This is a genomic window from Mesorhizobium sp. NPDC059054 (genome assembly GCF_042739215.1).
Taxonomy (GTDB): domain Bacteria; phylum Pseudomonadota; class Alphaproteobacteria; order Rhizobiales; family Rhizobiaceae; genus Mesorhizobium.
The window spans coordinates 84,412-109,560 of the sequence record NZ_JBHYHV010000005.1 but is presented as its reverse complement, the minus strand read 5'-3'; the positions used below and the strand labels follow the sequence as shown (position 1 = coordinate 109,560).

Below are 25,149 nucleotides of genomic sequence, written 5' to 3'. Positions count from 1 at the left end.
ATTCGGTCGGCGACCATACGAAAACAATTATGGCCCCGCCGTCATTGTCGACGCCATTGTAGAGAAAGAGCTTCCCGCGGGAAAAGTGGATGAATTGAGAGATGCTACCGAATGATCAAGGTCGCAGGCTGCGGAGAATGCGACTGCTTCGCCAGATGAAGCAAAGCCACCTCGCTGAACTGATGGACGTGGATCAGGCGACCGTGTCACGCTGGGAACGCGGAATTCTCGACTTCTCCGAAGCACAGTGGGTTGTGGCATGTCAGTTGCTCATGGCTCCATTCGGTTCAGCACAAGATGCCTGGCTGAAGCGTCTTGTGGAATCCTCCGCACAAAAGGTTCACCTGGTTTGCGACCAGACGCATCGCCTGCTTGCCGCGTCCCGGCCAAGACAGGCCGAATGGCGAGCCGACCTACCCACGTTCCTGGGCAAGTCATTGCTTGTCTATGCCTCGCCGGAAATTCTGGCGGCAGACACTGCTCTCGACGATCTTGGATGGCATGATGGGCGGGTCGGTTCTCTTGAGGTCGATACGGGCCCAAACAGTGATGAGGACCTAACCATCCTGCCGGGGCGGGTGCTCTGGGAACGCATCATGCTTGCTGACGGTACTCCCGCACGTCTTGCTACCACCATCGCTTAGCGTCCGCGTGGCGGTCGCCTTGCCCCGTCATCTTTCGCATATTTTATGCGTCGTCGTTTTTCGTCGGGGGCTGTTAGTTGAAGCCTACCTTGCCCGGGGGAGCGTGAAAACGCTGAGGCTAAACGTGCCTGACGAAAGAGTGTTATCGATGAATTCTCAGCAGTTTGACATCAAGGCCGTTCCAAAAGCTGAGCTACACGTGCATGTGGAGGGAACTCTGGAGCCGGACATGCTCCTCGATTTCGCCCGCCGCAACGATGTTGCGATACCTTACCGGTCCATGGCCGACATCCTGGCTGCGTATCGCTTCTCCGATCTCCAGTCATTTCTGGAAATCTACTGGGCTGGCCTGACCGTCCTGCGCACCGAGCGCGATTTCTACGAATTGACGCTCGCATATCTCTCCCGTGTCAGGGAGGACAATGTCGTACATGCCGAAGTCTACATCACCCCTGCCGACCATACCGAGCGCGGAGTGCCGTTCGAGGCGGTCATGGAAGGCATCAGCGGCGCCTATGCGGACGCCCGGTCGCAGCTCGACATCACTGGTGGCATGATCCTCTGTGTCCGGCGCCACAAGCCCCTCGACGAGGCCTTCGCCGCCATCGAGGCTGCGCGTCCCTGGCGAGACGAGATATTGGCGCTTGGGATGGGTGGACCGGAAAAGGGCTATCCACCCGGACCGTTCGCGGAAGTTTTCGCGTCGGCCCGTACACTTGGCTGGAGGACGACGGCACATGCCGGCGAGGAAGGGCCGTCTGACTATGTGGGCGAAGCTGTCGACAGGTTGGGCGTCGACCGCATCGATCATGGCGTCCAGTGTGAAGCCGATCCCGTCTTGATGCGGCGCCTCGCTGATAGCGGAATCCCGCTGACGGTATGCCCGCTCTCGAATGTTGCGCTGAAAGTGTTTCCCAGCCTCGAACAGCACAATCTACGGCGACTTCTGCATGCTGGGCTCTGCGTCACCGTCAATTCCGATGATCCGGCTTATTTCGGCGGGCATGTGAATGAGAATTTCATCCGCACGGCCGCGGCCCTCGGCCTGACCCCGGAGGAGCAATTGGTGCTGGCAGACAACAGCCTCCGGGCCGCGTTCATGGATGAGGAAAGGCGTGGAAGGTGCCAGGACATCATCAGGGACCTGAGATCGCCCGGTGCTGCAACGGTCTCTGCGTGCCCATCCAGCCAGCCGCCGAGATAGAGGAGGTTGTCTGGGTCGATCCGTTCAGACCAATTGGCCTGCAACTGGCGCAGCTTAGGCTCGAGCATGTCCTGCCTGTCGCCAAAGGACGCCTGCGAAAGATCGAAGTGAACGAGGAAGAGCCAGAATGATAACCGCGGTTAATGTCGAGGCATCGACGCAGACACGTATTTCGAACGACGTCTATTCTTTTGACGCAGACACCACCGAGCCAAAGGGGATGGGTCAAGGATTTCGACCGCACGAACTCCTGGAAGCTGCACTGGCGAGTTGCACGGCAATCACCTTGAGACTGGTGGCGAAAGAACGCGGCATTCCGCTGAAGCGTATCCGTATTCAGATCGAACTCGACAGGAAAGACCCCGGCAGCGCTACTTTTCGGTCGAAGATTGACCTGGGCGATGAGATTACCGAAGTCGACCGCAAGACCCTCTTCGCGGCGGCGCGGCTTTGCCCGGTTCGCAAAACGCTTGGACGGCAACTTGTCTTTGAGGAAGCCGGTGCGTGATCGGCAACGCTCTAGGGTCAGGCAGCAATGACGATACTCGTGACCGGCAGCGCCGGGCATCTGGGCGAAGCGCTGATGCGAAGCCTGCGTTCCGCGGGACGTCCGGTGCGTGGCGTGGACATCAAGCCGTCGGCGTTCACCGATCACGTTGGGTCTATTGGCGATCGTGCGTTCATCAGGGAGGTGATCCACGGCGTGCATGCGGTCCTTCACGCGGCGACGTTGCACAAGCCGCATGTCGCGACCCACAACTACCAGGCGTTTCTCGATACGAACCTTGCCGGTACTCTTGCCTTGCTCGATGAAGCGGTCGCAGAGGGCGTCGGCTCCTTCATCTTCACCAGCACGACGAGCGCCTTCGGCTCGGCTCTGACGCCGGCCAACGGAGAGCCAGCCGCCTGGGTGACCGAGGATGTCGTTCCGGTCACCAAGAACATCTACGGCGCCACCAAACTCGGCGCTGAAGCCCTGTGTGAGCTCTTCGCGCGCAAGCATGGACTGCCTGTCATCATCTTGAGAACGTCACGTTTCTTTCCGGAAGTGGATGACGATCCCGCGATCCGCGACAATTATGGAGCGGCCAATGCCCAGGCAAACGAACTGCTCAATCGCCGCGTCGATCTCGAAGACGTCGTCAGCGCGCATCTGCTGGCCTTGGAAAGAGCGCGGAGCATCGGTTTTGGGCGCTATATTGTTTCTGCGACCACGCCGTTCACCCGGGATCATCTAGCCGCGCTACGTAAAAACGCGCCGGAGGTGGTCCAGCAGCTTTTTCCCGATTGTGAAGCGCTGTTTGGAAAGCGCAGTTGGTCCCTGTTCCCACATATCGACCGCGTCTACGTCAACGAACGGGCAAGGTCCGAACTGGGCTGGCGACCAAAATACGATTTTCGCCACGTGCTCGACTGCCTTCGTGCTGGAAAGGATTTTCGCAGCCCGCTGGCGCGGGATGTCGGCAGCAAAGGATATCACGACACGGTTTTTGAAGACGGGCCTTACCCGGTTGCCCAATGACGCCACACAGGATGATCTGCCGGCGCTCTAGCCGCTGCATAGGCTGTTAGAACAACGATCCCTGGCTGCTGGCGCTTTTCTCCTTCGGCGACGTCCTGGCTGGCCTGGGCGTTGCAGGGCCAGGCGCCGGGCCGCCACCCTCAGCCGTCGCATGCGCTGAACCGTCGGCAAAGCGCAGTTCCAGCGCCGCTCCTGGCGTCACTTCCGCCGCCCGCTTCACCAGCGTTCCGTTGGCATCCAGCACCAGTGCGTAGCCGCGCTCCAGGATCGCCTGTTCCGACAGTTTCAGTGTCGACAGCAGGCGATCGGCCTGCGTGAGGCGCGCACGCAGCCGGTCCAGCCGCACCGTCATTGCCTGGTCCTTACGGCGTGCAAGGATCGCCAGCGCGTCGCTCTGCAGTTTCTGTCGGCGGGCGATGGGGGCGGGTGTCAGCCTTGCGGCTGTGCGCATGAAGCGCGCGCGGCGCTCGCGTACGATGCCGAGGAATGCAGCCTGCGCGCGGGCGAGGTCACGCGCGATCAGCCGCCGTGCCTCGTCCATGCGCCGCGACAGCGTCGCCGGCGTCAGCCGGATGGCGCCGAGGCGGCCGCGCTTGCGCTCGATCGCCACCGACAGTGCTCGGCCGAGCCGGTTTTCCGCCTCGTCGAAACGGCGTCTCGGCATAGCCAGCAACTGGTCCGGCGAGGGCAAAGCCCGTGCCGCCGCCCGGGCCGCCTGGCGGCGGCGGTCGATGCCGCGCGAAAGGGCTGCGGCAAGCCTGGCCGACAGATTGGCCAGCGTTGCCTCCAGTTCGGCTTTCACCGGCACGGCGATTTCAGCCGCACCCGTGGGCGTCGGTGCACGCATGTCGGCGGCAAGGTCGATCAACGTCCAGTCGGTCTCGTGGCCGACCGCCGAAATGACAGGGATGTCGGAAGCCGCAACGGCGCGTGCCAGCCCCTCGTCGTTGAAACCCCACAGATCTTCCAGGCTGCCGCCACCGCGCGCCACGATGATCAGGTCAGGGCGTGGGATCGGCCCGCCCGGCTCCAGGCTGTTGAAGCCTTCGACCGCGACGGTCGCTTCCATGCCGGCCGTTTCGCCCTGGACACGCACCGGCCACACCAGAACATGCAGCGGGAAGCGGTCGCGGATGCGGTGCAGGATATCGCGGATGACCGCGCCGGTGGGCGAGGTGACGACGCCGATCACCATGGGCATGTATGGCAAAAGTTGCTTGCGGCCCGGGTCGAACAGGCCTTCGGCCGCGAGGCGACGCTTGCGCTCCTCCAGCATCGCCATCAATGCGCCGGCGCCGGCGGGTTCCAGATTGTCGATGACGATCTGATAGTTCGACTTGCCGGGATAAGTGGTGAGTTTGCCGGACGCGATCACCTCCATGCCCTCTTCGGGGCGGAAGCGCAGCCTGCTCATCGTGCCTTTCCACACCACTGCATCCAGCCGGGAACGATCGTCCTTCAACGCGAAATAGGCATGGCCAGAAGAATGCGGTCCGCGATAGCCGGAGATCTCGCCGCGTACGCGGACATTGCCGAACGTGTCTTCCACCGTGCGCTTCAGCGCGCCGGAAATCTCGCTCACCGTGTATTCGGTGGCGTTTGTCGCGCCCGGCCTCGAATCGTCTTCGAAAAAATCACTCATCCGCCGATTGGCGCGCTGGATGGGGGATGGGTCAAGTCCTTCCATAGGACTTGGGGATTGCTGGACCACACGAATGCGATGGACGCGCTCGGCTCATGGGCCTACCCATGCGCACTCTCAGAAATCAAGACATCCATGAACATGCAGCAATCCCGGCCGCCTGAAGCAGCACCCGTCGCGGCGCGTAGCGCCAGCGAGCGCCCCTTCGAGCCGCTCGACTACGGTCTTTATGCGCTTACCGTCATTGCCTGGAGCCTGTCCTGGTATGCCATCGAGTTCCAGGTCGGTACGGTCGCCAACGAGGTCAACATCGTCTGGCGGTTCGCCATCGCCACTGTGCTGATGTTCGGCTGGGTGGTGCTGAAGCGCGGCCGGCTGCGCTTCCCGCTGGCCGACCATATGCGCTTCGTGGCGCTCGGCGTGCTGATGTTCTCGTCCAATTTCCTGCTGTTCTACTACGGGGCCGGCTATCTGGTTTCGGGGCTTCTGTCGGTAGTCTTCTCGCTGGCCTCGGTCATGAACATGCTGCTCGGCGCCGTGGTCATGCGTGAAAAGCCGTCGCCGCGCATCCTGCTCGGCGGGCTCACCGGCTTCTGCGGCATCGCATTGATGTTCCTGCCCGAGATTGTCGGCCACGATCTCGGCGGCGGCACGCTGGTCGGCCTTGGCTTCTGCGTCGCCGGCACGCTCAGCTTCTGCATCGGCAACGTGATTTCGGCCGCTGGCATGCGCAAGGGCCTGCCGCTCGTCTCGATGAACGCCTGGGGTATGTTCTACGGCACGCTGTGGTCGGCGATCCTGGCTTTGGTGATGGGCCGCGCTTTCGCGGTAGAGCCGACGGCGGCCTATTTCGGCTCGCTGCTGTTCCTGGCGGTTGTGTCCACCATCATGGGTTTTGCCGCCTATCTTACCCTGCTCGGCCGCATCGGGGCCGCGCGTGCCGGCTATGCCACGGTGATGTTCCCGATCTTCGCGCTGCTGGTCTCGACAGTGCTCGAAGGCTACAAGTGGACCGCATTCGCCATCGTCGGCCTGGCGCTGGTCGCGATCGGCAACGTACTGGTGGTGCGCGGCGGCCGGCGCTAAAACATGATCGGCCTTGTCTTACCAGCCGGGCATGATCTGGCTGGGCTTGGTGCGCTTCATCTTGATGAAGGCGAGCGAGGCGAAGTCGAAACTGCCGGCCTCCTCGTTCATCGGCACCGAGATGTTGTCGAGGCTTTCGGCGATGTGACGCGCCAATGCCTCGACGATCTCCGGCCTGCTGGTCTGTCCGCGCATCAGGCCGATGCGGCAATCCGGCAGCAGGCCGAAGCCGTCGGCTTCGCCCAGCACCCGCATGCCGGGGCGCAGTGCGCATTCCGGCAGCACCGAGATCGCCAATCCAGACAGCACGGCCGCAGCGATAACCGTTGCCGAAAAGGACGAGAACAGGATGCGGTAGTCGCGGTGCATCTCGTCCAGCACGTCGCAGGCGGCGCGGCGCCAGATGCAGTTCGGCCGGCCGAAGGCCATGGGCAGCACTTCTTCCTCATGAGTGGCGTGGTTGGCCGAAGTGACCCACAGCAAAGGCTCGCGCCGCACCACCTCCGACTGGCCGCGCGCGTCGTTGTGGGTGACCAGCGCAAGGTCGAGATGACCGCGCTTGATCTGTTCCACTAGGCCGGGCGTCGGCTCGCAGGTGACGGTCAGTTCCACGCGCGGATTGGAACGGGCGAAGCGCGCCATGATCTCGGGCAGGAAACGGTCGGCATAATCGTCCGGCGTGCCGATGCGGATGGTGCCTTCCAGCCGGTTGTCGTCGAAGGCGGAAAGCGTTTCGCGGTTCAGATAGATCAGCCGGCGGGCATAGGACAAAAGGCGGTCGCCATCCTCGGTCAGCTTGTTGGAGCGGCCGTCCTTTTCGAACAGCGGCTTGCCGATGCGCTCCTCCAGCCGCCGCATCTGCATCGACACCGCCGACTGCGTGCGGTGCACTTCTTCGGCGGCGCGGGTGAAGGATCCTGTGTCTGCGATCGAGATGAAGGTTTGCAACTGGTCGAGATCGAGCGGCGCTTTCATGGCATCCATCCATCATCATAGTTGATGATAGAGATTAAAAACATTCGTTGGATTAATCAATCGCGACGTGGCATTTATCTAATCGTCCATATGAGCGCGTGTGAAACGGCAGCGGGCCGCCATTTTCGGTGACCCCGAGCCCTGTCGCGCGCGGTTTCGAGGAGAAGAGCCATGACCACGTATGATTTCGCCCCTGAGAGTGCGCGCATCACCGCGACCCCGGCTGCTGCGACGCGTGTGTTCAACCGAGTGATCGGCTTTTTCCATGCCTGGCAAAACCGACGCACCTTCTACCGTCTCGGCGAAATGTCGGATTCGGAGCTTGCCGATATCGGCCTGACCCGCGCCGACCTTTCTGTTGCCATCGACGTGCCCTTCGGCTCGGACCCGACGGTGAAGCTGCGTTCGATCACCAGCGAGCGCGTCCGCAAGGCAGCTTGATCTTTCCCGCTCGCGTCCCGGCCTCCAGCGAGACGCAGCAGAGCAAGGGTTGCTGCAGGTTTCCCACTCCCTTCCGGCTCGACCCAGCCGGGACCTGCGCACCGCCCGGTCCCCCCACGGACCGGGCTTTTTCTTTTGGAGGCGCTGCATCGAAGCAGCTTTTCTCACCCCGCAAACGGGGAGAAGGAAATTTTCACACCGCCGGCGGGTTGAGGCGCGCGAAGCCTTCCTGCCGGTGATAGGGGAAGTGCGGGTAGGGTGCGGTCACAGTGCTTGCCGCGTCGAGCCTGGCGACCTGTTCGGTCGTCAGCGACCAGCCGACGGCACCGAGGTTCTGCCGCAACTGCTCCTCGTTGCGCGCGCCGATGATGACGGATGACACCGTTGGCCGCTGCAGCAGCCAGTTGATGGCGATCTGCGGCACGCTTTTGCCGGTTTCCTTGGCCACGTCCTGCAGCGCATCGACGACGCGATAGAGGTGTTCGTCCTCCACCGGCGGGCCGAAGCTGGCGGTCTCATGCAACCGGCTGCCGGCAGGGACCGGCGCATTGCGGCTGATCTTGCCGGTCAGGCGGCCCCACCCGAGCGGGCTCCACACCAGTGCACCCAGGCCCTGGTCCTGGCCAAGCGGCATCAGGTCCCACTCATAGTCGCGGCCGACCAGCGAGTAATAGACCTGGTTGGCGACATAGCGCGACCAGCCGTGCCGGTCCGCCGTTGCCAGCGATTTCATGATCTGCCAGCCGGAGAAGTTGGAGACGCCGATGTAACGCAGCTTGCCGGCACGCACGAGGCCGTCGAGCGTGGACAGCACTTCCTCGACAGGCGTGTGCGCATCGAAGGCGTGCAACTGGAAGATGTCGATATGGTCGGTGCCGAGCCGGCCGAGGGCGGCGTCCACCGCGTCGATCAGCCGGCTGCGCGACGATCCCCACTGGTTCGGCCCGTCGCCCAGCGGCAGGCTGGCCTTGGTCGAAATCAGCACGTCGTTGCGCCGGCCCTTGATCGCCTCGCCGAGCACCGTCTCCGATGCACCATCGGAATAGACGTCGGCGGTGTCGAACAGATTGACGCCGGCCTCCAGGCAGATGTCCACCAGCCGGCGGGCTTCCTCGACGCCGGTATTGCCCCAGGCACTGAACAGTGGCCCCGAACCGGCAAACGTGCCTGCGCCGAAGGAAAGGGCGGGCACTCTCAGACCCGATTTGCCGAGGTTGCGATATTCCATCTTAGGAGTCTCCATCTGCCAATGGCGGCTAGATAGAGGTCCGTCGTTTCGTGAAACAGAGTGGCAGCAGGTAAAAGATCTGTGAGATCAATTCACAGGCGTCGAGACTTGGCGCTGCTATCGCCTCCTTGCGGGCAGGGCAGCGCCGGTGCTTTTGCCTATCGTCGGTCCATGCCTTTCAGGAACTGGTCGAAGATGCTTTCCACGCCCTGCTGATAGTCGTCGCGCTGCTGGCGGCCGGTCTCGAACATCTTGCCGAAAATATCGTCATAGGGGTTGCGCGCCTGTCCGCTCGGATTCGGCGCGGGTTCCGGAGCGCGGCGTTGCGGGCCGGGATCCGGCGCCTGCTGTGCGCCGCCCAGCATGTCCTGCAGGATCTTGCCCCAGGGATTGTTGTCGCCGAAGGGGTTTTGCGGCTGCTGTTGCGGTTGCGGCGCCTGTTGCTGCGCGCCGCCGCCGAACATATCCTGCAGCACCTTGCCGAGTGGATTGTCGCCCAGCGGGTTGTTGCCGAACGGGTTCTGGCCTTGTGGCGCCTGGCGCTGTTGCGGCTGCCCGCCCATCATGCCGCCGCCCTGCCGCATCATCTCCTCGATGATCTGGCCGAGCGGATTGTTGCCGCCTCCGAAGCCGCCGGCTCCCTGCATCTGGTTGGTGGTCTGCTTGAACAGCCCGCCCATCACCATCGAGGCCAGCACGGGCAGCATCTGCTGCAGCACCTGCTGGCCGACGCCGCTGGCCTGCGCGGCCTGCGCGGCGACAGCTCGCGACAGGTCCTTGGAGCCGAACAACTGGCCGAGCACGTCGTTGCCTTGTTGCACACCCTGCGGTGAAAAGGCCTGCGCGGCATTGTCGAAATACTGGCCATACTGGCCGCTGGCCATCGCATTCATGAAGGTGCCGACGCCATAGGGGTCGGCCGTGTTGCGCTTCAGGCCCTGGCTGAAGGCCGGCAGCAGCGCTTCCACCGCGGCTTGCGTCTGCTGCTGGTTCAGGTTGAACTGGCGCGCCAGCGCCTCCATGCCGTTGCCGTTCTGGGACTGGTTCAGCATGTCGAACAGGTTCAGCATCGTCTCCTCCGCAGCGTATGCGCCTTGGAGAAGCGTAGTGCCTTTCCAGGGAGGATTGAAGTGGGCAATTGGGTCGTTCTTGCGCAGAGGAAAACGATTCCGGCATCCGGTCTCACGAACGGCATTGGGTTTGGGACGTGTCCGGTTCGGTCCGATATGGACATCATGCGTGCGCAACGGCGATCAAATGGCAGCCTCTGGAATCGGCCATAAGGAAAAGGTCTTCATGGGAGCGCGCATGGATCCTGTAGGAAAAGCCCTATGGCTCATCGAGCACCGCTTCGCGCAAGCCATTTCGTTGGCGGAGGTCGCGGAGGCGAGTGGCGTCTCGCGCTTTCACCTGTCGCGAGTCTTCGGGGCCGCAACTGGCCACACCGTGATGGGATATCTGCGCAACCGCCGCCTTGCCGAGGCTGCCCGAGCGCTCTCGGGCGGCGCGCCGGACATTCTGACCGTGGCACTGGACGCCGGCTACGGCTCGCATGAGGCTTTCTCCAGGGCCTTCCGCAACCATTTCCGTCTCACGCCCGAGCAGGTGCGCGCGCAAGGCCATCTCGAAAACCTGAAACTTTTGGAGCCGATCAGGATGGATCATAGTCTTCTCGTCGAATTGGAAGCTCCTCGCATCGAGGACGGTCAGACCCTGCTGATTGCCGGCCTTGGCGAACGCTATACTTTTGAGACCAATGAGGGCATTCCGGCGCAGTGGCAGCGTTTCGGTCCCTCCATCGGCAGCATTCCCGGGCAGGTCGGATGGACGTGCTACGGCGTTTGCTGCAACGGCGACGATGCGGGCAATTTCGAATACATCTGCGGCGTGGAAGTCCGTGACTTCTCGGCCATCCCCGCGGAGTTGAGCCGCATTCGAATTCCCGCCCGCCGATACGCGGTGTTTACGCACCGGGGACATATCTCCGCGATACGCAGCACCGTCTACACGATCTGGAACAAATCCCTGCCGGAATCGGATCTTGAGGTGGCGTGTGCGCCCGACTTCGAGCGCTATGACGAGCGTTTCGACGCCGGCACCGGCTTCGGTGAGGTCGAAATCTGGATTCCGATCAAGTGATCGATGGAGTGGAGCATGCGGTCGGACCGGCCGCATGCGATTGCCCTGCCTACAGTTTAATACGCGTACTCCAGGAACACCGGCTCGATCGAGTCGCCCCAGCGCGTGTGGTAGGCGGCCAGCATCTCTTCGGCGCTGGTTGTACCGCGCGCCACCACCTCGTCCAGCGTCGACAGGAACGAGGTTTCGTCGAAGCCGTCGCGGTTCAGCTTGTTGCGGTTCTTCAGGCCCAGGCGCGACAGCGCCAGCACTTCGCGGGCGACGTCCCGCAGCGTGGTCGAACGGAACGGCGCGCCGATGCCTTTTTCCGGAACGGCATCGCGCATCGCCTTGACTTCCTCGTAGCTCCAGTCGCGCGTCAGCGCCTCGGCGGCGTCGAGGGCTGCCTCGTCATAAAGCAGGCCGACCCAGAAGGCCGGCAGCGCGCAGATGCGCCGCCACGGGCCGCCATCGGCGCCGCGCATTTCCAGGAAACGTTTGAGGCGAACATCGGGGAACAGCGTCGACAGATGATTTGCCCAGTCGCCCATCGTGGGCAAGCCGTCCGGCACCTCGTTGCGTGCCGCACCGTCCATGAACTGGCGGAAGGTGATGTGTGTCATGTCGTGGTAGCGGCCATCGCGGATGACGAAATACATCGGCACGTCGAGCGCCCATTCGACATAGTCGGCAAAGCCGAATTCCGGCGAGAAGCAGAAGTCGAGCAGGCCGGAGCGCTGGTTGTCGGTATCGCGCCAGATGTCGCCGCGCCAGCTCTGCAGGCCATTCGGGCGGCCCTCGGTGAAAGGCGAGTTGGCGAACAACGCGGTGGAAAGCGGCTGCAGCTTCAGCGAAACCTGCATCTTGCGGCGCATGTCCGCCTCGCTCTCGAAGTCGAGGTTCACCTGGATCGTGCAGGTGCGGTACATCATGTCGAGGCCCTTGGTGCCGACCTTGGGCATGTAGCGCGTCATGATCTCATAACGCGACTTCGGCATTTTCGGCGTCTCGGCCAGCGTCCATTTCGGGCTGCCGCCGAGGCCGAGGAAACGGATGCCGAGCGGCTCGGCGATTTCGCGCACCTGCGCCAGATGGGCGTTGCCTTCGCGACAGGTCTGGTGGATCGATTCCAGCGGCGCGCCGGAGAGTTCGAACTGCCCGCCGGGCTCCAGCGAAATCGCCCCTTGGCCGGTCGGCTCGACCAAGCCGATGATGCGACCTTCGTCCAGGATGGGATCCCAGCCGAGCTTGTCCTGCATGCCTTCCAGGATCGAGCGGATGCCGCGATCGCCGCCATAAGGCACCGGCGCATGGCCGTCGACATAGAAGGGGAATTTCTCGTGTTCGGTGCCGATGCGCCACTCGGAGCGTGGTTTGTTGCCCTTGGCCAGGTAGTCGACGAGTTCGTCCATACCCTCGATGGGTCGGAAATCGGTCGTGTCGCGTGCCATATAGCCCCTTTTGGAGCGGAATTCGATCAAAGGTGAATCGCCTTCCACTCTATCCCTTTGTCTTGTCGCATGATCTTTCCCCGAAAAGTCTGCAACTTTTCGGGATCATGCTCCAGGCGGCAGATCGGATGATCGCCGCGCGCTTGTGAACGAAATGTCAGGAGACGATCAAGCAAAAAATCCTGAGCCAATCGTCAACAGGATTTGATCGCGCCGCAATTGCTTTTTGTCTCCAAGCAATTTCAGCAAAAGTGCGCAGCGGTTTTGCGTCCGGAATTGCGTAAAAATAGGGATTAGAGCGTTTCCGCTAGAGGTGGAAACGCTCTAGAGGGAGCGTTGCGCCTGCGCCGCCCTGACAAGTGTGGCGGCCGCAGCGCCCGCGCTCTCCATGTAGGAGGGGTCGCGGTTGAGCAGCACCGTGGCAAAACAACCGTCGAGCAGAAGCAGGATCTGTCGCGCCAGCAACTCGGCCTCTTGAATGCCGTCGGCTTCGAAAACGGCCTTCAGCCAGTCTTCAAAACGCTTCTTGTGGGCGATGCCGATGCGGATCGCCGGATGGCCCGGCATGTCGGCAAGTTCGGCGGCGGTCCGCAGGAAACCGCAACCCTTCCAGGCCGGACGCCTGGCCGCTTGCCCAAGCGTCTGGAAGATGGCCGCGACCTTGTCAGCAAGCTCGCCCTCGCTCTCCGTGAACCAATGCCGGAACAGGCCGAGATTGGGCTGGTCGCGCCGCTCCAGATAGGCGGCGATCAGGTCGTCCTTGCTGGCGAAATGATAATAAAATGTGCGCTTGGTGAGCCCCGCTTTTTCGGCGACGGCATCGACGGAGACAGCGCGCACGCCCTGGCCATAGAACAGTTTGGAGGCTGCGGCGACGATGCGCTCGCGGGTCGTGTTCGCGGTCGGTTTCATGTGTCTATGTATACCGACTAGTGAGTGTAACAACAAGCCGATCTGCGCTAAGCGGAATCTCGTGTGTTCGTGCTCCACGAGAGGCCTGCCATGACCGTCTCCGCGCTGATCCAGGAAGCCCGGCCGATCGAGATCATCTCTACCGACGGCATCATCTTGGGCGGCCATTTCTGGCCTCGTATCCGCGGCACGGCCGCCGGCACCGTCATCATCAATCCCGCCACGGGCGTGCTTGCCCGCTATTATCACCGCTATGGCCGCTTCCTCGCCGCACATGGCTTCGATGTCGTCACCTACGACTATCGCGGCATCGGTGCCTCGCGCCCGGCAAGCTTGCGTGGCTGTGGCTATCGCTGGCGTGAGTGGGGCGAAAAGGATTTCGAGGCGGTGCTGGCCTGGGTGCTCGCACGCGATGGTTCCTCTCCCGTCTCCGTTGTCGGTCATAGCGTCGGCGGCGCCTTGCCCGGACTGGCCGCCCATGCCCCGGTCATCCACCGCCTGCTCTCCATCGGTGGGCAGTTCGGCTGCTGGCGCCACTACGCGCCGGCACATCGCACCCGTCTGTTCCTGAAATGGCATGTCGCGATGCCGGCGCTGACGGCGCTGTGTGGCTATTTTCCCGGTCGCCGCCTGGGCTGGCTGGAAGACCTTCCGGCTGGTGTCGCCTACGAATGGGCCTTTCGCCGGCCATATCTGGAAGACAACTATCCGCAACGGGAGCGCGAAGCGGTCCTCAGCCGCTTCGATGCGATGACGGCGTCGATTCTGGCCATCACCATGTCCGATGACGACATCGCCACCGTGCCGGCAATCCGCGCCATCCTCGACCGCTATCGCGGCGGGCCGCGGACACAGGTATTGCTCCAGCCCGCCGATCTAGGCCAGGAGACGGTCGGCCACTTCAGCTTGTTCCACAACCGTCATGCCATCGGTTTCTGGCTGGATACGCTGTTGTGGCTGCGCGACGGGGTCAATCCCTGGCCGGACAAGGAAGTCGGGTAGGGCGCCCTACCAATCCCCGACCGTCGCCTGCATCACCGCCAGCGCCGCGACAGCGGCGGTGTCGGCGCGCAGGATGCGCGGCCCCAGCGGAATGGCGGTGACGAAGGGCAGGGCGCGCAGCATCCGGCGTTCGTCGTCGGAAAAGCCGCCTTCAGGACCGACCAGCAGTGCCAGCTTCTTTTCCGCAATCGCCTGCAGCGCCGGCAGCGGATTGTTGGTCGAGGCGTCCTCGTCGCAGAACACCAGCCGTCTTTCCTTGTCCCAGCCAGCGAGCAGCCGATCGAATTTCACCGACTCGCGCACCGCCGGAACCGCCAGCACGCCGCATTGCTCGGCGGCTTCGATGGCGTTGGCATGCATGCGCTCGGCCGTGATCTTGCCTTGCGTGTGCTGGGTCAGCACCGGCTGCAACACGCCGGCGCCCATCTCCACCGCTTTCTGGATCAGGTAGTCCTGCCGCCCGACCTTCAGGGGCGCGAAGCAGTAAAGGAGATCGGGCAGTGGTGGCTGTAGCCTCTGCTGCGCCCGCACGGTCAGCCGCACCGCCTTCTTGGTCCTGGCGGTGATCGCGGCCGTCCATTCGCCGTCGCGGCCGTTGAAGGCCAGGAGTTCGGCGCCTTCGCCGAGGCGAAGCACATGCATCAGATAATGGCTCTGCTGGGCGTCCGGTTCGAACTCGACACCGGCCGACAGATCGTCCGGCACGAACAGCCGTTGCATTTTGTAGTTGGCGCGCATGGCCGAGCAATGCGGCAGGCCTTGCCGAAGGTCAAGCAGGGCTGAACGCATTGCCGGCAACGACGTGCGGGCGTCGGTTTTGCCTCATCGCCAGTCAAACAGTCCGCTTAGCTTCATGCCGGATGCTGATGGAGAGCACGCATGAGCAAGATCACGCGCGGCGGCTGCCTGTGCGGTGGCACCACCTATGAGCTGCGCGGCGAACTGCGCCCGGTCGTCGCCTGCCATTGTGTGCAATGTCGCAAGACCTCAGGGCACTATGTGGCGGCAACGCAGGTGGCTGCCGCCGATGCGATGATCGACGGCGACACGCTGACCTGGTTCCGCTCCTCGGACATCGCCGAACGCGGCTTCTGCAAGGTGTGCGGCTCCAACCTGTTCTGGCGCCGCTTCGAAAGCGACCGGCTTTCGGTATGGGCAGGCACGATCGACGGGCCAACCGGTCTCAGGATGGAAAGTCAGCTCTATCCGGAATGCGCCGGCGACTATTACGATCTGCCGAATGTCGCTTCGGTCGGTCAGGAAACGCTGGAATAGCGCTTATTCGCTTATGCGCGTCTGAGGCCCGGGATCGAACCAGCGATGCTTGCGCCGGGCGCGAAACAGCGTCGCCGGCGGTGCGAAGTCCGGATCGGAAAAGCAGCCGACCGAGATGGAGACCGCGCCGGGCAAGCCTTCTCCAGTCATGAACACCAGCGCGCCGCAGGTCGGGCAGAACGTCTGCTCCACCCAGCGCCCGACATCTCCGGTACGACGCCATGTCCGGCGCTCACCTTCCACGCTGACGACCGCATCCTCGACGAAGACCGCACGGTAGGAAAAGGCGGTGCCGGTGGCGCGCTGGCATTCCACGCAGGCGCAGGCATAGACGCTGCGTGGCTCGCCCGCGACGATGACAGTCAGCCCGCCGCAGCCGCAGCGGGCGGTTCTGGTCTTGAGATATCCCGGTCGTTCCGTCGTTTTCATACTGTCCATTCCTGCCGATCCTGTCAGGAGGTATCGGCCAGGCCGCCTTGTGCGCCTTGCCGCGACCGGGTTTGCGCCCATACCTCTCGTCAAACCTGTTGTCGTGATAGGTCGTTCCCAGTCCGGGGGTAAATTACGCACTTTGAAGTAAGTGCCGGCCCGGCGGACCGGGCCGGCGCGACCGGAACCGGAGGACGGCATGAAACATCTCGAGACCGACGGATGCGGTTTTGCCACGGCGCTGAATGCCATCGGCGGCAAGTGGAAGACCGGCATCCTGTGGGAGATCAATCTTGCGCCGCGCCGGTTCGGCGAATTGCGCCGGCTGCTGCCGGGCGTGAGTGAAAAGGTGCTGGCGCAGCAGCTGCGCGAGATGGAGGCCGATGGCCTGGTCAGGCGTGAGGTTTTTCCCGGCGCGGTGCAGAGGGTCGAATATTCGGTGACGGATGTTGGGCATACCCTCAACGAGGCGGTCGGCGTCATGTCCGCCTGGGGCAAGGCGCAGGAGCGCCGTATCGCCATGCGCCCGAGCGTTGTCCAGGAAAAGTCACGGCCGCTGATCCGCCTGCGCGCGTGACGGGAACGATCTTGCCCGACTACGGCGCCTGATCACCTCTCGCACTGGCATGCCAGATCGGCGCGAAGCCGGCCGCAAGCACGGCAACCGTTGTTGCAGGGGTGATGAGCGCAAGCGATGTGCTGCCTCCTGTTGCGGTCTCGATGCCGACCGGCTTTCCGTATCCCGCAAAGCTCCAGCGCAGCAATACACCGCCACGCACGGCGAAAGGCACGCCGCCGATGGCGACCATAGCGCCATCCGGCAGGCGTGCGATCTCTTCCGCTTGCATCGGTGGCAGAGGCTTGCGGGACGAAGCGAAACGTTCCTTGTGCAGCCGCGCGTCCACCTGCGGCGCACGTGGCTGCGCGATGGCGACGGCCTCGCCAAAACAGCCGAGGAATTCGCTCGCCCGTGCCCGCTGGCAGAAGAAGCAGGGCCGGTGTCCGGCGGCGAGTGCGGTCGGCTCGTCGAGAAAGAACAGCTCGGTCCAGCCGGCTTTGCCCCCAGGCCGGTTGCGTCCCATCGGCTCGCGCCTGCGACCCTGATACTCGCAGACGCAGATGATCCAGGCCGGCAGCGCCCAGCGTTTCTTCAGCAGCGTCTTCGTTTCCGGATCGTGGATGATGCCGCGATTGCCGGTGAACAGTCCGCGTTCCGGCACGGCGTGGATGGCGCCGAATGGATCGACCCGGTTCTGCAGTGGCATAGGCTTTTTCCGTTCCTGTCCGGCACCGGCGCTTGGCCAGTGCTTTGCTGCCATGATACGCAACCACCAGTGCAATTCATGTCAGGATGGTCATGCGGGTTCTTGTCGTCGAGAATTACCAGGGCACGGACCTCGGCAACGTCGGAGCGGCGCTCGCCGAAGCCAAGGCCGAGATCGATGTTCGCAAGGCCTATCTTGGCGACCGGTTGCCGAAGGACGCCAGCGAACATGACGCGCTGGTGATGTTCGGAGGCGGCCAGAATGCGCTTGCCGACGACAGCCATCCCTATTTTCCCGAATTGCTCGACCTTATCCGCGACTTCGCGCATAAGGATCGCTCGGTGCTCGGCATCTGCCTCGGCAGCCAGCTTCTGGCGCGTGCCTTCGGCGGCATGAACCAGGTCGGCGGCGCCTCCGAATTCGGCTGGCACGGCGTGACCTTGACCGACGCGGCCAAGACCGACGCGGTTCTCGGCGCAATGCCGGTGGCCTTCCCTATCTTCCAGTGGCACGACGACACCTTCACCTTGCCGCCCAGCGCCGTGCGGCTGGCCTCGAGCATGGTGGCCGAGAACCAGGCCTTCCGTCTCGGCCGCGCCGTCTACGCCTTCCAGTTCCATTTCGAGGCCGATCGAGCTGTGGTCGACTACTGGACAACTGCCTTTGCCGAAACCGTAACGGCGCGCTGGCCCGATTGGCCGGAGCGGCTTCCCGCCGAGGCTGCCCGCAATGCCGCGCTGGCCGACCAGTCAGGCCTTGCTATCGCCAGGGCGTGGGTAGCCACAATCTGAGCGTTTGGGTGGCAGACAAGCCGCAGTCCAGTTAGAATTGTCCGCCAGCCGGGGAATGCCGGTCGCGGATGCCTCCGGCTGGCAAGATCGTCACCGTTTGAGAATTGGATGCCGCGATGAACGACGTTGACCTGAAGCACCTGCGCCGCTGTGTCGACCTGGCGAGAACCGCCCTGGACACGGGCGACGAACCTTTCGGCTCGATCCTGGTGTCCGGCGCTGGCGATGTGCTGTTCGAAGATCACAACCATGTCGCGGGCGGCGATCATACCCAGCATCCCGAGTTCGCGATCGCGCGCTGGGCCGCCAACAACATGACGCCGGAAGAGCGTGCTGTCGCGACCGTCTACACGTCAGGCGAACACTGCCCGATGTGTTCCGCAGCTCATGGCTGGGTGGGGCTGGGCCGTATCGTCTATGCCAGTTCGACGAAACAGCTGACCACCTGGCTCGCCGAGCTTGGGGTGAGTGCTTCCCGGGTTCGGGCCTTGCCGATCGAAAGCGTCGTCGAAGGCATTGCGGTCGAAGGTCCGGTTCCCGAGCTTGCGGAACAAGTGCGGCAGTTGCACGTGGCTTTCCACGGTCGCTGACAGAGCACCCGGTGGCTTGTTGTTTATGGCACCGCCGTGATCAACAGGAAGATGACGAAGATGCCGAGATGCACCGCGCCTTGCAGCACGGTGGTGCGTCCGGTTCCGAGCGTGATCGTGCTGACGAACAGCGTCAGCAGCAGCAGGACCGTGGTGGCGGGGCTGAGGCCCAGGACCAGCTTGCGTTCCGTCAGCACGGCGACGGCGGCGACAACCGGGATCGTCATGCCGATGCTGGCGAGCGCTGAGCCGAGCACGAGGTTCACGCTATTCTGCAGCCGGTTCAGAAGCGCGGCGCGTACCGAGGCGATGCCTTCGGGCAACAGCACCAGCGTTGCGATCACGACACCGACGACAGCCTGGGGAAGGCCGGCGGCCGCGACAAGGCTCTCAAGCGGATGCGACAGCACCTTCGCCAACAGGATCACGACGAGCAGCGAGAGCGGAAGCATCACGGCACTCACCAACGTCACCTTGGATGTGGGTGGTTCGAGAGGCGCCTCGTCGGGGTCCTGTCCGGCGACGGGAACGTCCATGAAATAGTCGCGATGCTTGATCGTCTGGATGAAGACGAAGACCGCGTAGAGAACCAGCAGGACCACGCCGACGACCAGCAACTGGATGGACGAGAATTGCTGCGGGCCGCCCGCCGAGACGAAATTCGGCAGCACCAGCACGATGACTGCCAGCGTGCCGAGCACGGCAAGCGAGGCGGACGCGGCATTGAGCTGAAACGTCTGCTCGTGATGCCGTCGGCCGCCGAACACCAGGCAAAGTCCGATCACGCAGTTGAGCACGATCATCAGCGCCGAAAATACCGTGTCGCGCGCCACGGACTCGCTCCCCTCCGAGCCGGCAAGCATGATGGAGACGATCAACCCGACTTCCAGGATCGTTACCGCGGCGGCCAGGATGATCGAGCCCATCGGCTCGCCGACCCTCAGCGCCAGGATCTCCGCGTGATGCACGGACGCAAACACCGACGCACCGAGCGCAATTGCTGCAAGGATGATCACCAGCGTCGAATCGTCTGAAACCAGCCCTGCATATTTGAGGGCCACCAGCACGAGTGCCGCCGCCGGCGCTGCCCAGGTCCAGAACGGTATTGTCGTGTGGTGATCGAGAGCCATGTGTTCCTTAAGCGACGGAGATCATTGCAGGTTTGACGGTGTCGGCAGCGAAGGTAGTGGAAGAGGGCCGTCCTGTACATTCGCGACCGGCCGATATCGGCGCAAAAGCGCTGCCGCCCAATGTGTCTGGGTGGCAAACGGGAATGCGCCGGTGGTGTGGGATGCCGCTATCGTACTCTGTCGCGCGCAAGGGCACCGATATTTGTCGAGATGCCTCTGACAACCGCTTTCGTGGCTTCCAGCTCGGCCCGACCGAAGCAGGCCAGCAATTGCGCTGTATCGGCGGCGACTTTCTCGGTCAGTTTCGAGACCAGCGCCATACCTTCGGTGGTAACGAAAAGCTGCTTGACGCGGCGGTCGCTGTCATCTTCGAAGCGCCGGATCAGTCCCCTGATCTCAAGCCTTCTGGCCAGCCGTGCAAAGGTTGGTGTTTCGATCCGCAGTTTGTCGGCCAGCATCTTCTGACTGTTGGCGCCACCGTGCGCTATCCGGTACAGGGTCGCGCCTTCTGCCAGCGAGAGGCCCGTACCCTGCAGTGCGATTTCGTAGATATCTTGTAGACGTCTGACTATCTCCCCCATGTCTTCGAAAATTGTGATCGGGTTTTCCTGTTCTTCCATTGTCGACCTGTCCGCATATCACCCACTGAAGTCGCGGCACCCCGAAAGCTTCCGAAGAGGCCTGGAAGAAAAGAAGATCGCTTTGTCGTGAATGGGAACAGACGAGGTCCCTCCCACAGCATGCTCCACTGATCGATCATCCGCTTCCATTTGGTGGTGTTGACCTCGCCGGAGTTCCCGATCCGGCAAACGAAAAATGCAGGCAGGGAAAGGGAGTTCCCGCAACACGGAAATGTTACGGCCGGCTTCGGCTGCAACGTTCCGAAGTGTCTCTTGCAGCCAAAGCTGAGCCGCGGCCGACAGGGGTGGCGGCCGCGGATCAGCTGGATCATCGATGTCGTCTGCGCCGAAAAGGTCGAGCCGAAGTTGCTCGTGGGACGACGGCATCAGGATGTCCCAACCTGCGGTCCTGTTTCGTTCGGCCTGCCCGGGAGGACCGGGCCGAGAACTTTCGAGGAGATCGGCCAAGACAGTCCAGGCCGATCTCAGGTGATTTCTCACCTCGATAAAAAGAGCGAATGACTGGAGGTCAAACCGGCACCCGCTAAAGGAGAAACTTCCTAGAAGTCGCGCTGGAAGCGGAGGATGCCGCCAACGCTGCTCTTCTTGTCTGTCGTGGTCCAGTCGCCGAGCCAGTCGGCATCGCCGCGCTTGCCTTCGTTGAGGTAGTCAACTTCGGCCGTGACGGTGAAGCCCTGAACCAGCTGATAAGCGACGTTGGCGGCGATACCCAGGTTCTCCTGCTCGTCATACGAAGCCTGGAGATTGAACGTGGTTTTCTCGTTGAATTTGTAGGCGCCGCCGCCCCAGACGGCCCAGTTACCGCCCCATGGTTTGTAGAAGCTGCGCGCGGCATTGTCGTCGGTGCCATAGCCGCCCATGACCCACAGGGAGATCTGATCGGTGGCGTTCACGTCGAGGCGTACCTTGCCGGCCCATTCTTCCCAGCTGGGGTTGTAGGCGACGACACCGGTGATGCCGCCCCAGCCCTGGCTGTACTTGGCGCCGACCACGACGTTCGGAGCGTAGCTGTCGATGGTGTTGTCGACGATGCCCGGAACCCAGTTGCCAGCCCCGTCCTTCACGAAGGTATCATAGCTGCCCGAGCCCTGTTCCAGCGAGACGAGTGCCGAGAAGCCGTTGCCGGCGTCGAAGGTGTAGCTGATCAGGTTCGTGTCGAATTCGCCGTAAGGAACGATCGTGTCCTGGATGACGTTGCCGGCATAGCCGATGAAGGTGTCGTAGGCCGACTCGTCCTTACCGACGCGCAGGCCGCCGAGCTGGATCCAGGCGAAGTTCAGCGAAATGCCTCTGTTGCGGGCGTCGGCATTGCTGTTGTCGTTGCCAAAGTTGAAGCGGGTCTCGGTGTAGGTCTTCAGGGTGCCGAGTTCGGTCTCCTGACCGGTCCAGGTCTTCAGCGTGAAGCGGGTGTTCTTGTTCCAGGTATCCTGTTCCTTGCCATTGAGGCGGTCGTTGGTCTTGGCGCCATCGAAAGTGCCTCGATCCCCAAGCGCAGCGTCGTAGCGGATATATCCGCCGACGCGCAGGCAGGTCTCGGTGCCAGGTATGTAGAAATAGCCGGCGCCGTAGACGTCGCAGATCTTGACGTATTCAGCGGGTTCCGGCTCGGCGACGACGACCGCGTCAGCGGCGCGCGCGCCTGATACGGCAATCAAAGCCGCAGTCGAACCTAAAAGAAGCGTTCTGATGTTCACTGTAATCCCCTATCGATACTGGGTTCCGAGTATGTACGATCAACCTCGCACCCTGAATATTTTTAAGCTCAAATGGCGTTGAATGATATTACGTCGCGTCACTTAAGTTGATGTGTATCCAGACAGCAACGAGTGATCACATGTTCGTGTTCTATTTCGGAATAATGATTTCATATGAAACAGTTTCAATTGATTTGGTTTATATATATATTTGTTTAATATGAGAAATTTCTTCGGATGGTCGATTTTTAATTTTGTTTACTTTTAGTTGATCATCAAATGAAACGGTTTCAAACAAATATAGTCAGTCTCCGAAACAATTTCGATTGCACCGGAGAAGATGGATAGCGGGCTCTGGCGGTTTTCAGGGAACGATGACGAGGCGTGGTCGGGCGCCGTTCCTGTCACCTGAAAACGCGCCCCTAAGCTTCCGCAACGTCCGCGTGGCAAATTTGGCACGCCCGCCGGATTCCGCTGTGGACGGCGCATTTCGGGCTTGGCCTGTGTCGGCCCGATTTCCTAGAAGGCGGCGGCTGGCTTGGCGGCGCCGGTGTCCCACTGTGGCACAAGCGTCACACAAGCCGAAACAAGCATCGTCCAGACACGCAAATGTGCAGAAACACCGCCGCGACGTGTGCGTTTCAACACATTCGTAACCGTTCCTTTGCAGGACAATACAGAAGGCTCAATTTGAGATGACCTCCGTGAAAGCAGCGCTTCTGTCCTTCTTCATGCTGTCCGCGATCGTTGTGTGCGGTCTCGGCATCTACGCAGCCGATGCAGCCAACAACCATATCGCCGTCGACGGCTACGGCGTGGTCTCCGCCTCGCACTGAGAAGCCCCTCCAGACGGCCGTTTCCGACTGAACAGGCCGTCAATGTGCGCGGGCACAGCCTCGCGCCCGGTCGATTTAGCCAAGATCTGCGTGACTTGGATCGCGTCGACAGCTGTCGGCTCCGAAGGCTCGTTTCCCGACTGTCACAGCCGCGCAGGTCCCGTTGAGTGGCGCACCACCAGTTGCGGCGCCAACCGCACACGCTTGTTTTCCAGGGGCTTGTGGTTCAGTCGCGCGAACAGCATTTGAGCAGCGATTGTCCCTTGTCGGACGCCATCCGTCTTGATCGTGGTCAACGGGGGCGTCAGCCACGGAGCGAAGGGCAGATCGTCGAATCCGATGATGGAAAGGTCGTCCGGAACGCGGCGGCCTTGTTCCTGCGCTGCGTTGAGGACGCCGATGGCAATCGTGTCGTTGCCCGCAAAAAGTGCGGTGATGTCCGGGCGACGACGCAAGAGTGCTGTTGCTGCCGCGTAGCCGCTTTCGGCACTGAAATCGCCCTCTTCCACCGCATCCTTGTCCAGTGAAAGTCCGTGGTCTTGCAGGCTGCGTTCCAGTGCAGTCAATCGCGCATCGGTCGCTACGAAGCCTCGTGGCGAAAACGTTATGGCCCCGATCCGCTTGTGGCCGAGGCCGACGACGTGATCGACGGCTGCCTTGATTGCCTCGCGCGTGGTGAACGTCACCGACATCTCGGATGGGTGGCGGACTGAGCCGACAAGGACGACAGGAAAGTTCTTGTCGATGAGGGCGAACAGCGCTTCGTCGCCGGCACGCGGGTTGACTACGATCAAACCGTCGATGCGCCGCGATTCCACGAGATTGTCATAGGCTCCGCCTTTGCCGTGGGCTTCAAGCCCCTCGACCAGGACGTGGAAGCCCATCTCGCGGTTAGCCTTTTCGATACCGTAGAGGACCTGCGGAATGTATTGGTCGACCAGCAGGATCGAAGGATCGGAGACCACGAGCCCTATCGTTTCCGTGAGGCCGCTCACCAGCATGCGGCCGGCCGAATTGGGCTTGTAACCGAGTTCCGCAGCAGCCTGCATCACGCGTTCACGGGTCTCCTTGCTGAGAACCACGCTTTCCGAACGGTTCAGGACCAGCGATACCGTCGCACGGGATACGCCGGCGCGGCGTGCCACATCATGACTGGTCACACGGGTGGAACTCATCGGCAGCCTCCGGGCGCTTGAGCCGCACTGACTTTTGTCAACGCATTCAGTCGCTTCGCCCTGGATATGACCTACAACCGAAGACGCTGCTTGACAACAACGGCTTTTCGTCATTATGCATTGCTAACACGTGTTAGGAATGAAAATTCTGAAGGCTAACACGTGTAAAGGTCGATTGGGTGGAGATCGTATGCCGGGACGTGCGAGGAACGTTTCATTGCGTCAGAGGCGGCGGAAGGAGGCCTTGATCGGCTATCTCTTCGTGGCCCCGGCCTTTGTCGGTTTCCTGATCTTCTACCTGGTGCCCACCGTTCGCGCCGTCGAGATCAGCCTGACCGACTGGAACCTGATGCGTGCACCGAAATTCGTCGGGCTTGGCAACTATGCGACGCTGCTCTCGGACGGGAATTTCTGGCATTCGGCCAAGGTGACGCTGGCCTATGTCCTCTACAACATTCCGCTGCAAACCGTGCTCGGCCTGTTGCTGGCAGTGCTCTCGGACCGGCTGGCGCGCGCCGTCTGGCTGAGGGCGACGATCATCGCGCCTTATCTCATCTCCAATGTGGTCGCCGCGCTCGTCTGGATGATGATGCTGGATCCGATCCTCGGCCTCGTGAATGCATTCCTCACCTTCTTCGGTGTCTCGCCGCAAGGTTTTCTCGCCTCTCCGGATCAGGCGATGGTGTCGGTGGCTGCCATCTCCACCTGGAGGCATACGGGCCTGACCGCACTGCTGTTCTATGCCGGCCTTCAGGCCATCCCTGGCTATCTTTACGAAGCAGCCCGGCTGGAGGGGGCGGGGGAGTGGACGATGTTCCGCCGCATCACCCTGCCGTTGCTGCGTCCCGTGTTGGCTTTTGTCGTGGTGACCAGCCTCATCGGTTCGTTTCAGGTCTTCGACGTCGTGGCCGTGGCGACTGCGGGCGGCCCGTCCAATTCGACCCGTGTCATTCTCTGGTACATCTACGAGAACGCCTTCAAATTCAACAGGATGGGATACGCGTCGGCGATTTCCGTCGTGCTGTTCGCCACGCTGATCCTCATCACGCTCCTGCAGATGCGGGTGTTGCGGGCAGATCAGTCGGATCTGGATTGAGG

27 protein-coding genes are annotated in these 25,149 nt (G+C 62.2%); 14 read left to right on the top strand and 13 right to left on the bottom strand.

The annotated features are described in order from the left end of the window. The first annotated feature begins 101 nt into the window (after positions 1-101). The 4 genes from ACFWXH_RS21510 to ACFWXH_RS21495 all read left to right on the top strand — a co-directional run bounded on the left by ACFWXH_RS21510 (position 102) and on the right by ACFWXH_RS21495 (position 3,370). The gene (locus ACFWXH_RS21510; RefSeq protein WP_379123398.1) at positions 102-644 is read left to right on the top strand and encodes a helix-turn-helix domain-containing protein; all 543 of its coding nucleotides are present in this window, start codon (positions 102-104) and stop codon (positions 642-644) included. 148 nt (positions 645-792) lie between these two features. Beyond that, positions 793-1,848, top strand: coding sequence for an adenosine deaminase (locus ACFWXH_RS21505; RefSeq protein ID WP_379123397.1), 1,056 nt, complete (start codon positions 793-795; stop codon positions 1,846-1,848). A gap of 127 nt (positions 1,849-1,975) precedes the next feature. Then, positions 1,976-2,356 carry an OsmC family protein gene (locus ACFWXH_RS21500; RefSeq protein ID WP_379123396.1) on the top strand — a complete coding sequence of 127 codons (381 nt, stop codon included), beginning with the start codon at positions 1,976-1,978 and terminating at the stop codon, positions 2,354-2,356. 27 nt (positions 2,357-2,383) lie between these two features. Next, positions 2,384-3,370, top strand: a complete 987-nt coding sequence (locus ACFWXH_RS21495) for an NAD-dependent epimerase/dehydratase family protein (RefSeq protein WP_379123395.1) — start codon at positions 2,384-2,386, stop codon at positions 3,368-3,370. 46 nt (positions 3,371-3,416) lie between these two features. Here the strand turns inward: ACFWXH_RS21495 and xseA are convergent, their stop codons facing one another. Then, positions 3,417-5,012 (bottom strand): exodeoxyribonuclease VII large subunit, encoded by a 1,596-nt coding sequence (gene xseA / locus ACFWXH_RS21490; RefSeq protein ID WP_379123394.1) that lies wholly within the window; start codon positions 5,010-5,012, stop codon positions 3,417-3,419. Between the two features lie 135 nt (positions 5,013-5,147). Between xseA and ACFWXH_RS21485 the strand changes: the two genes are divergently transcribed. Continuing rightward, complete coding sequence (locus ACFWXH_RS21485) at positions 5,148-6,098, top strand: DMT family transporter (RefSeq protein WP_379123393.1); 951 nt, start codon at positions 5,148-5,150, stop codon at positions 6,096-6,098. 18 nt (positions 6,099-6,116) lie between these two features. Here the strand turns inward: ACFWXH_RS21485 and ACFWXH_RS21480 are convergent, their stop codons facing one another. Then, positions 6,117-7,073: a LysR substrate-binding domain-containing protein gene (locus ACFWXH_RS21480; RefSeq protein WP_379123392.1), complete on the bottom strand. Its 957-nt coding sequence runs from the start codon at positions 7,071-7,073 to the stop codon at positions 6,117-6,119. 171 nt (positions 7,074-7,244) lie between these two features. Here ACFWXH_RS21480 and ACFWXH_RS21475 point away from each other — a divergent pair, with 171 nt between their 5' ends. Next, a complete protein-coding gene (locus ACFWXH_RS21475) occupies positions 7,245-7,514 on the top strand; it encodes a DUF1127 domain-containing protein (RefSeq protein WP_054309542.1) in 270 nt (89 codons plus the stop codon). A gap of 193 nt (positions 7,515-7,707) precedes the next feature. Here the strand turns inward: ACFWXH_RS21475 and ACFWXH_RS21470 are convergent, their stop codons facing one another. Both ACFWXH_RS21470 and ACFWXH_RS21465 read right to left on the bottom strand, forming a co-directional pair. Continuing rightward, complete coding sequence (locus ACFWXH_RS21470) at positions 7,708-8,742, bottom strand: aldo/keto reductase (RefSeq protein ID WP_379123391.1); 1,035 nt, start codon at positions 8,740-8,742, stop codon at positions 7,708-7,710. A 158-nt stretch (positions 8,743-8,900) separates the two neighbouring features. Then, positions 8,901-9,812 carry a DUF937 domain-containing protein gene (locus ACFWXH_RS21465; RefSeq protein WP_379123389.1) on the bottom strand — a complete coding sequence of 304 codons (912 nt, stop codon included), beginning with the start codon at positions 9,810-9,812 and terminating at the stop codon, positions 8,901-8,903. A gap of 238 nt (positions 9,813-10,050) precedes the next feature. On the opposite strand from ACFWXH_RS21465, the gene ACFWXH_RS21460 reads away from it, so the two are divergent. Continuing rightward, positions 10,051-10,881 carry a GyrI-like domain-containing protein gene (locus tag ACFWXH_RS21460; RefSeq protein WP_379123817.1) on the top strand — a complete coding sequence of 277 codons (831 nt, stop codon included), beginning with the start codon at positions 10,051-10,053 and terminating at the stop codon, positions 10,879-10,881. A gap of 56 nt (positions 10,882-10,937) precedes the next feature. Here ACFWXH_RS21460 and ACFWXH_RS21455 read toward each other — a convergent pair whose 3' ends face one another. Next, positions 10,938-12,311, bottom strand: coding sequence for a glutamate--cysteine ligase (locus tag ACFWXH_RS21455; RefSeq protein WP_379123388.1), 1,374 nt, complete (start codon positions 12,309-12,311; stop codon positions 10,938-10,940). 324 nt (positions 12,312-12,635) lie between these two features. After that, entirely contained in the window at positions 12,636-13,223 is a 588-nt protein-coding gene (locus ACFWXH_RS21450; protein WP_379123386.1) for a TetR/AcrR family transcriptional regulator, read from the bottom strand. 90 nt (positions 13,224-13,313) lie between these two features. On the opposite strand from ACFWXH_RS21450, the gene ACFWXH_RS21445 reads away from it, so the two are divergent. Beyond that, positions 13,314-14,225: an alpha/beta fold hydrolase gene (locus ACFWXH_RS21445; RefSeq protein ID WP_379123385.1), complete on the top strand. Its 912-nt coding sequence runs from the start codon at positions 13,314-13,316 to the stop codon at positions 14,223-14,225. 6 nt (positions 14,226-14,231) lie between these two features. On the opposite strand, the gene ACFWXH_RS21440 is transcribed toward ACFWXH_RS21445, so the two are convergent. Beyond that, positions 14,232-14,963 (bottom strand): 16S rRNA (uracil(1498)-N(3))-methyltransferase, encoded by a 732-nt coding sequence (locus tag ACFWXH_RS21440; RefSeq protein ID WP_379123816.1) that lies wholly within the window; start codon positions 14,961-14,963, stop codon positions 14,232-14,234. A 141-nt stretch (positions 14,964-15,104) separates the two neighbouring features. Between ACFWXH_RS21440 and ACFWXH_RS21435 the strand changes: the two genes are divergently transcribed. Continuing rightward, entirely contained in the window at positions 15,105-15,500 is a 396-nt protein-coding gene (locus tag ACFWXH_RS21435) for a GFA family protein (RefSeq protein ID WP_379123384.1), read from the top strand. 3 nt (positions 15,501-15,503) lie between these two features. Here the strand turns inward: ACFWXH_RS21435 and ACFWXH_RS21430 are convergent, their stop codons facing one another. After that, positions 15,504-15,938, bottom strand: coding sequence for a GFA family protein (locus ACFWXH_RS21430; RefSeq protein WP_379123383.1), 435 nt, complete (start codon positions 15,936-15,938; stop codon positions 15,504-15,506). A gap of 190 nt (positions 15,939-16,128) precedes the next feature. Between ACFWXH_RS21430 and ACFWXH_RS21425 the strand changes: the two genes are divergently transcribed. Beyond that, complete coding sequence (locus ACFWXH_RS21425) at positions 16,129-16,506, top strand: winged helix-turn-helix transcriptional regulator (protein ID WP_379123382.1); 378 nt, start codon at positions 16,129-16,131, stop codon at positions 16,504-16,506. A gap of 19 nt (positions 16,507-16,525) precedes the next feature. Here ACFWXH_RS21425 and ACFWXH_RS21420 read toward each other — a convergent pair whose 3' ends face one another. Beyond that, positions 16,526-17,194, bottom strand: coding sequence for a hypothetical protein (locus ACFWXH_RS21420; protein WP_379123381.1), 669 nt, complete (start codon positions 17,192-17,194; stop codon positions 16,526-16,528). A gap of 92 nt (positions 17,195-17,286) precedes the next feature. On the opposite strand from ACFWXH_RS21420, the gene ACFWXH_RS21415 reads away from it, so the two are divergent. Both ACFWXH_RS21415 and ACFWXH_RS21410 read left to right on the top strand, forming a co-directional pair. Beyond that, the gene (locus ACFWXH_RS21415; RefSeq protein WP_379123380.1) at positions 17,287-17,985 is read left to right on the top strand and encodes a type 1 glutamine amidotransferase; all 699 of its coding nucleotides are present in this window, start codon (positions 17,287-17,289) and stop codon (positions 17,983-17,985) included. A 116-nt stretch (positions 17,986-18,101) separates the two neighbouring features. Further along, on the top strand, positions 18,102-18,575 hold the full coding sequence (locus ACFWXH_RS21410) for a nucleoside deaminase (RefSeq protein ID WP_379123379.1): 474 nt from the start codon (positions 18,102-18,104) through the stop codon (positions 18,573-18,575). A 23-nt stretch (positions 18,576-18,598) separates the two neighbouring features. Here ACFWXH_RS21410 and ACFWXH_RS21405 read toward each other — a convergent pair whose 3' ends face one another. From ACFWXH_RS21405 to ACFWXH_RS21395, 3 genes are all read right to left on the bottom strand, one after another. Further along, positions 18,599-19,705 carry a calcium:proton antiporter gene (locus ACFWXH_RS21405; RefSeq protein ID WP_379123378.1) on the bottom strand — a complete coding sequence of 369 codons (1,107 nt, stop codon included), beginning with the start codon at positions 19,703-19,705 and terminating at the stop codon, positions 18,599-18,601. Positions 19,706-19,872: 167 nt separating this feature from the next. Continuing rightward, positions 19,873-20,325: a MarR family winged helix-turn-helix transcriptional regulator gene (locus tag ACFWXH_RS21400; protein ID WP_379123377.1), complete on the bottom strand. Its 453-nt coding sequence runs from the start codon at positions 20,323-20,325 to the stop codon at positions 19,873-19,875. A gap of 560 nt (positions 20,326-20,885) precedes the next feature. Further along, on the bottom strand, positions 20,886-22,040 hold the full coding sequence (locus ACFWXH_RS21395) for a porin (protein WP_054309529.1): 1,155 nt from the start codon (positions 22,038-22,040) through the stop codon (positions 20,886-20,888). 695 nt (positions 22,041-22,735) lie between these two features. On the opposite strand from ACFWXH_RS21395, the gene ACFWXH_RS21390 reads away from it, so the two are divergent. Next, positions 22,736-22,876 carry a hypothetical protein gene (locus tag ACFWXH_RS21390; protein ID WP_162531845.1) on the top strand — a complete coding sequence of 47 codons (141 nt, stop codon included), beginning with the start codon at positions 22,736-22,738 and terminating at the stop codon, positions 22,874-22,876. Positions 22,877-23,019: 143 nt separating this feature from the next. Here ACFWXH_RS21390 and ACFWXH_RS21385 read toward each other — a convergent pair whose 3' ends face one another. Further along, positions 23,020-24,051: a LacI family DNA-binding transcriptional regulator gene (locus tag ACFWXH_RS21385; protein ID WP_379123376.1), complete on the bottom strand. Its 1,032-nt coding sequence runs from the start codon at positions 24,049-24,051 to the stop codon at positions 23,020-23,022. 244 nt (positions 24,052-24,295) lie between these two features. Between ACFWXH_RS21385 and ACFWXH_RS21380 the strand changes: the two genes are divergently transcribed. Then, positions 24,296-25,147 (top strand): carbohydrate ABC transporter permease, encoded by an 852-nt coding sequence (locus tag ACFWXH_RS21380; RefSeq protein ID WP_379123375.1) that lies wholly within the window; start codon positions 24,296-24,298, stop codon positions 25,145-25,147. Positions 25,148-25,149 lie beyond the last annotated feature (2 nt).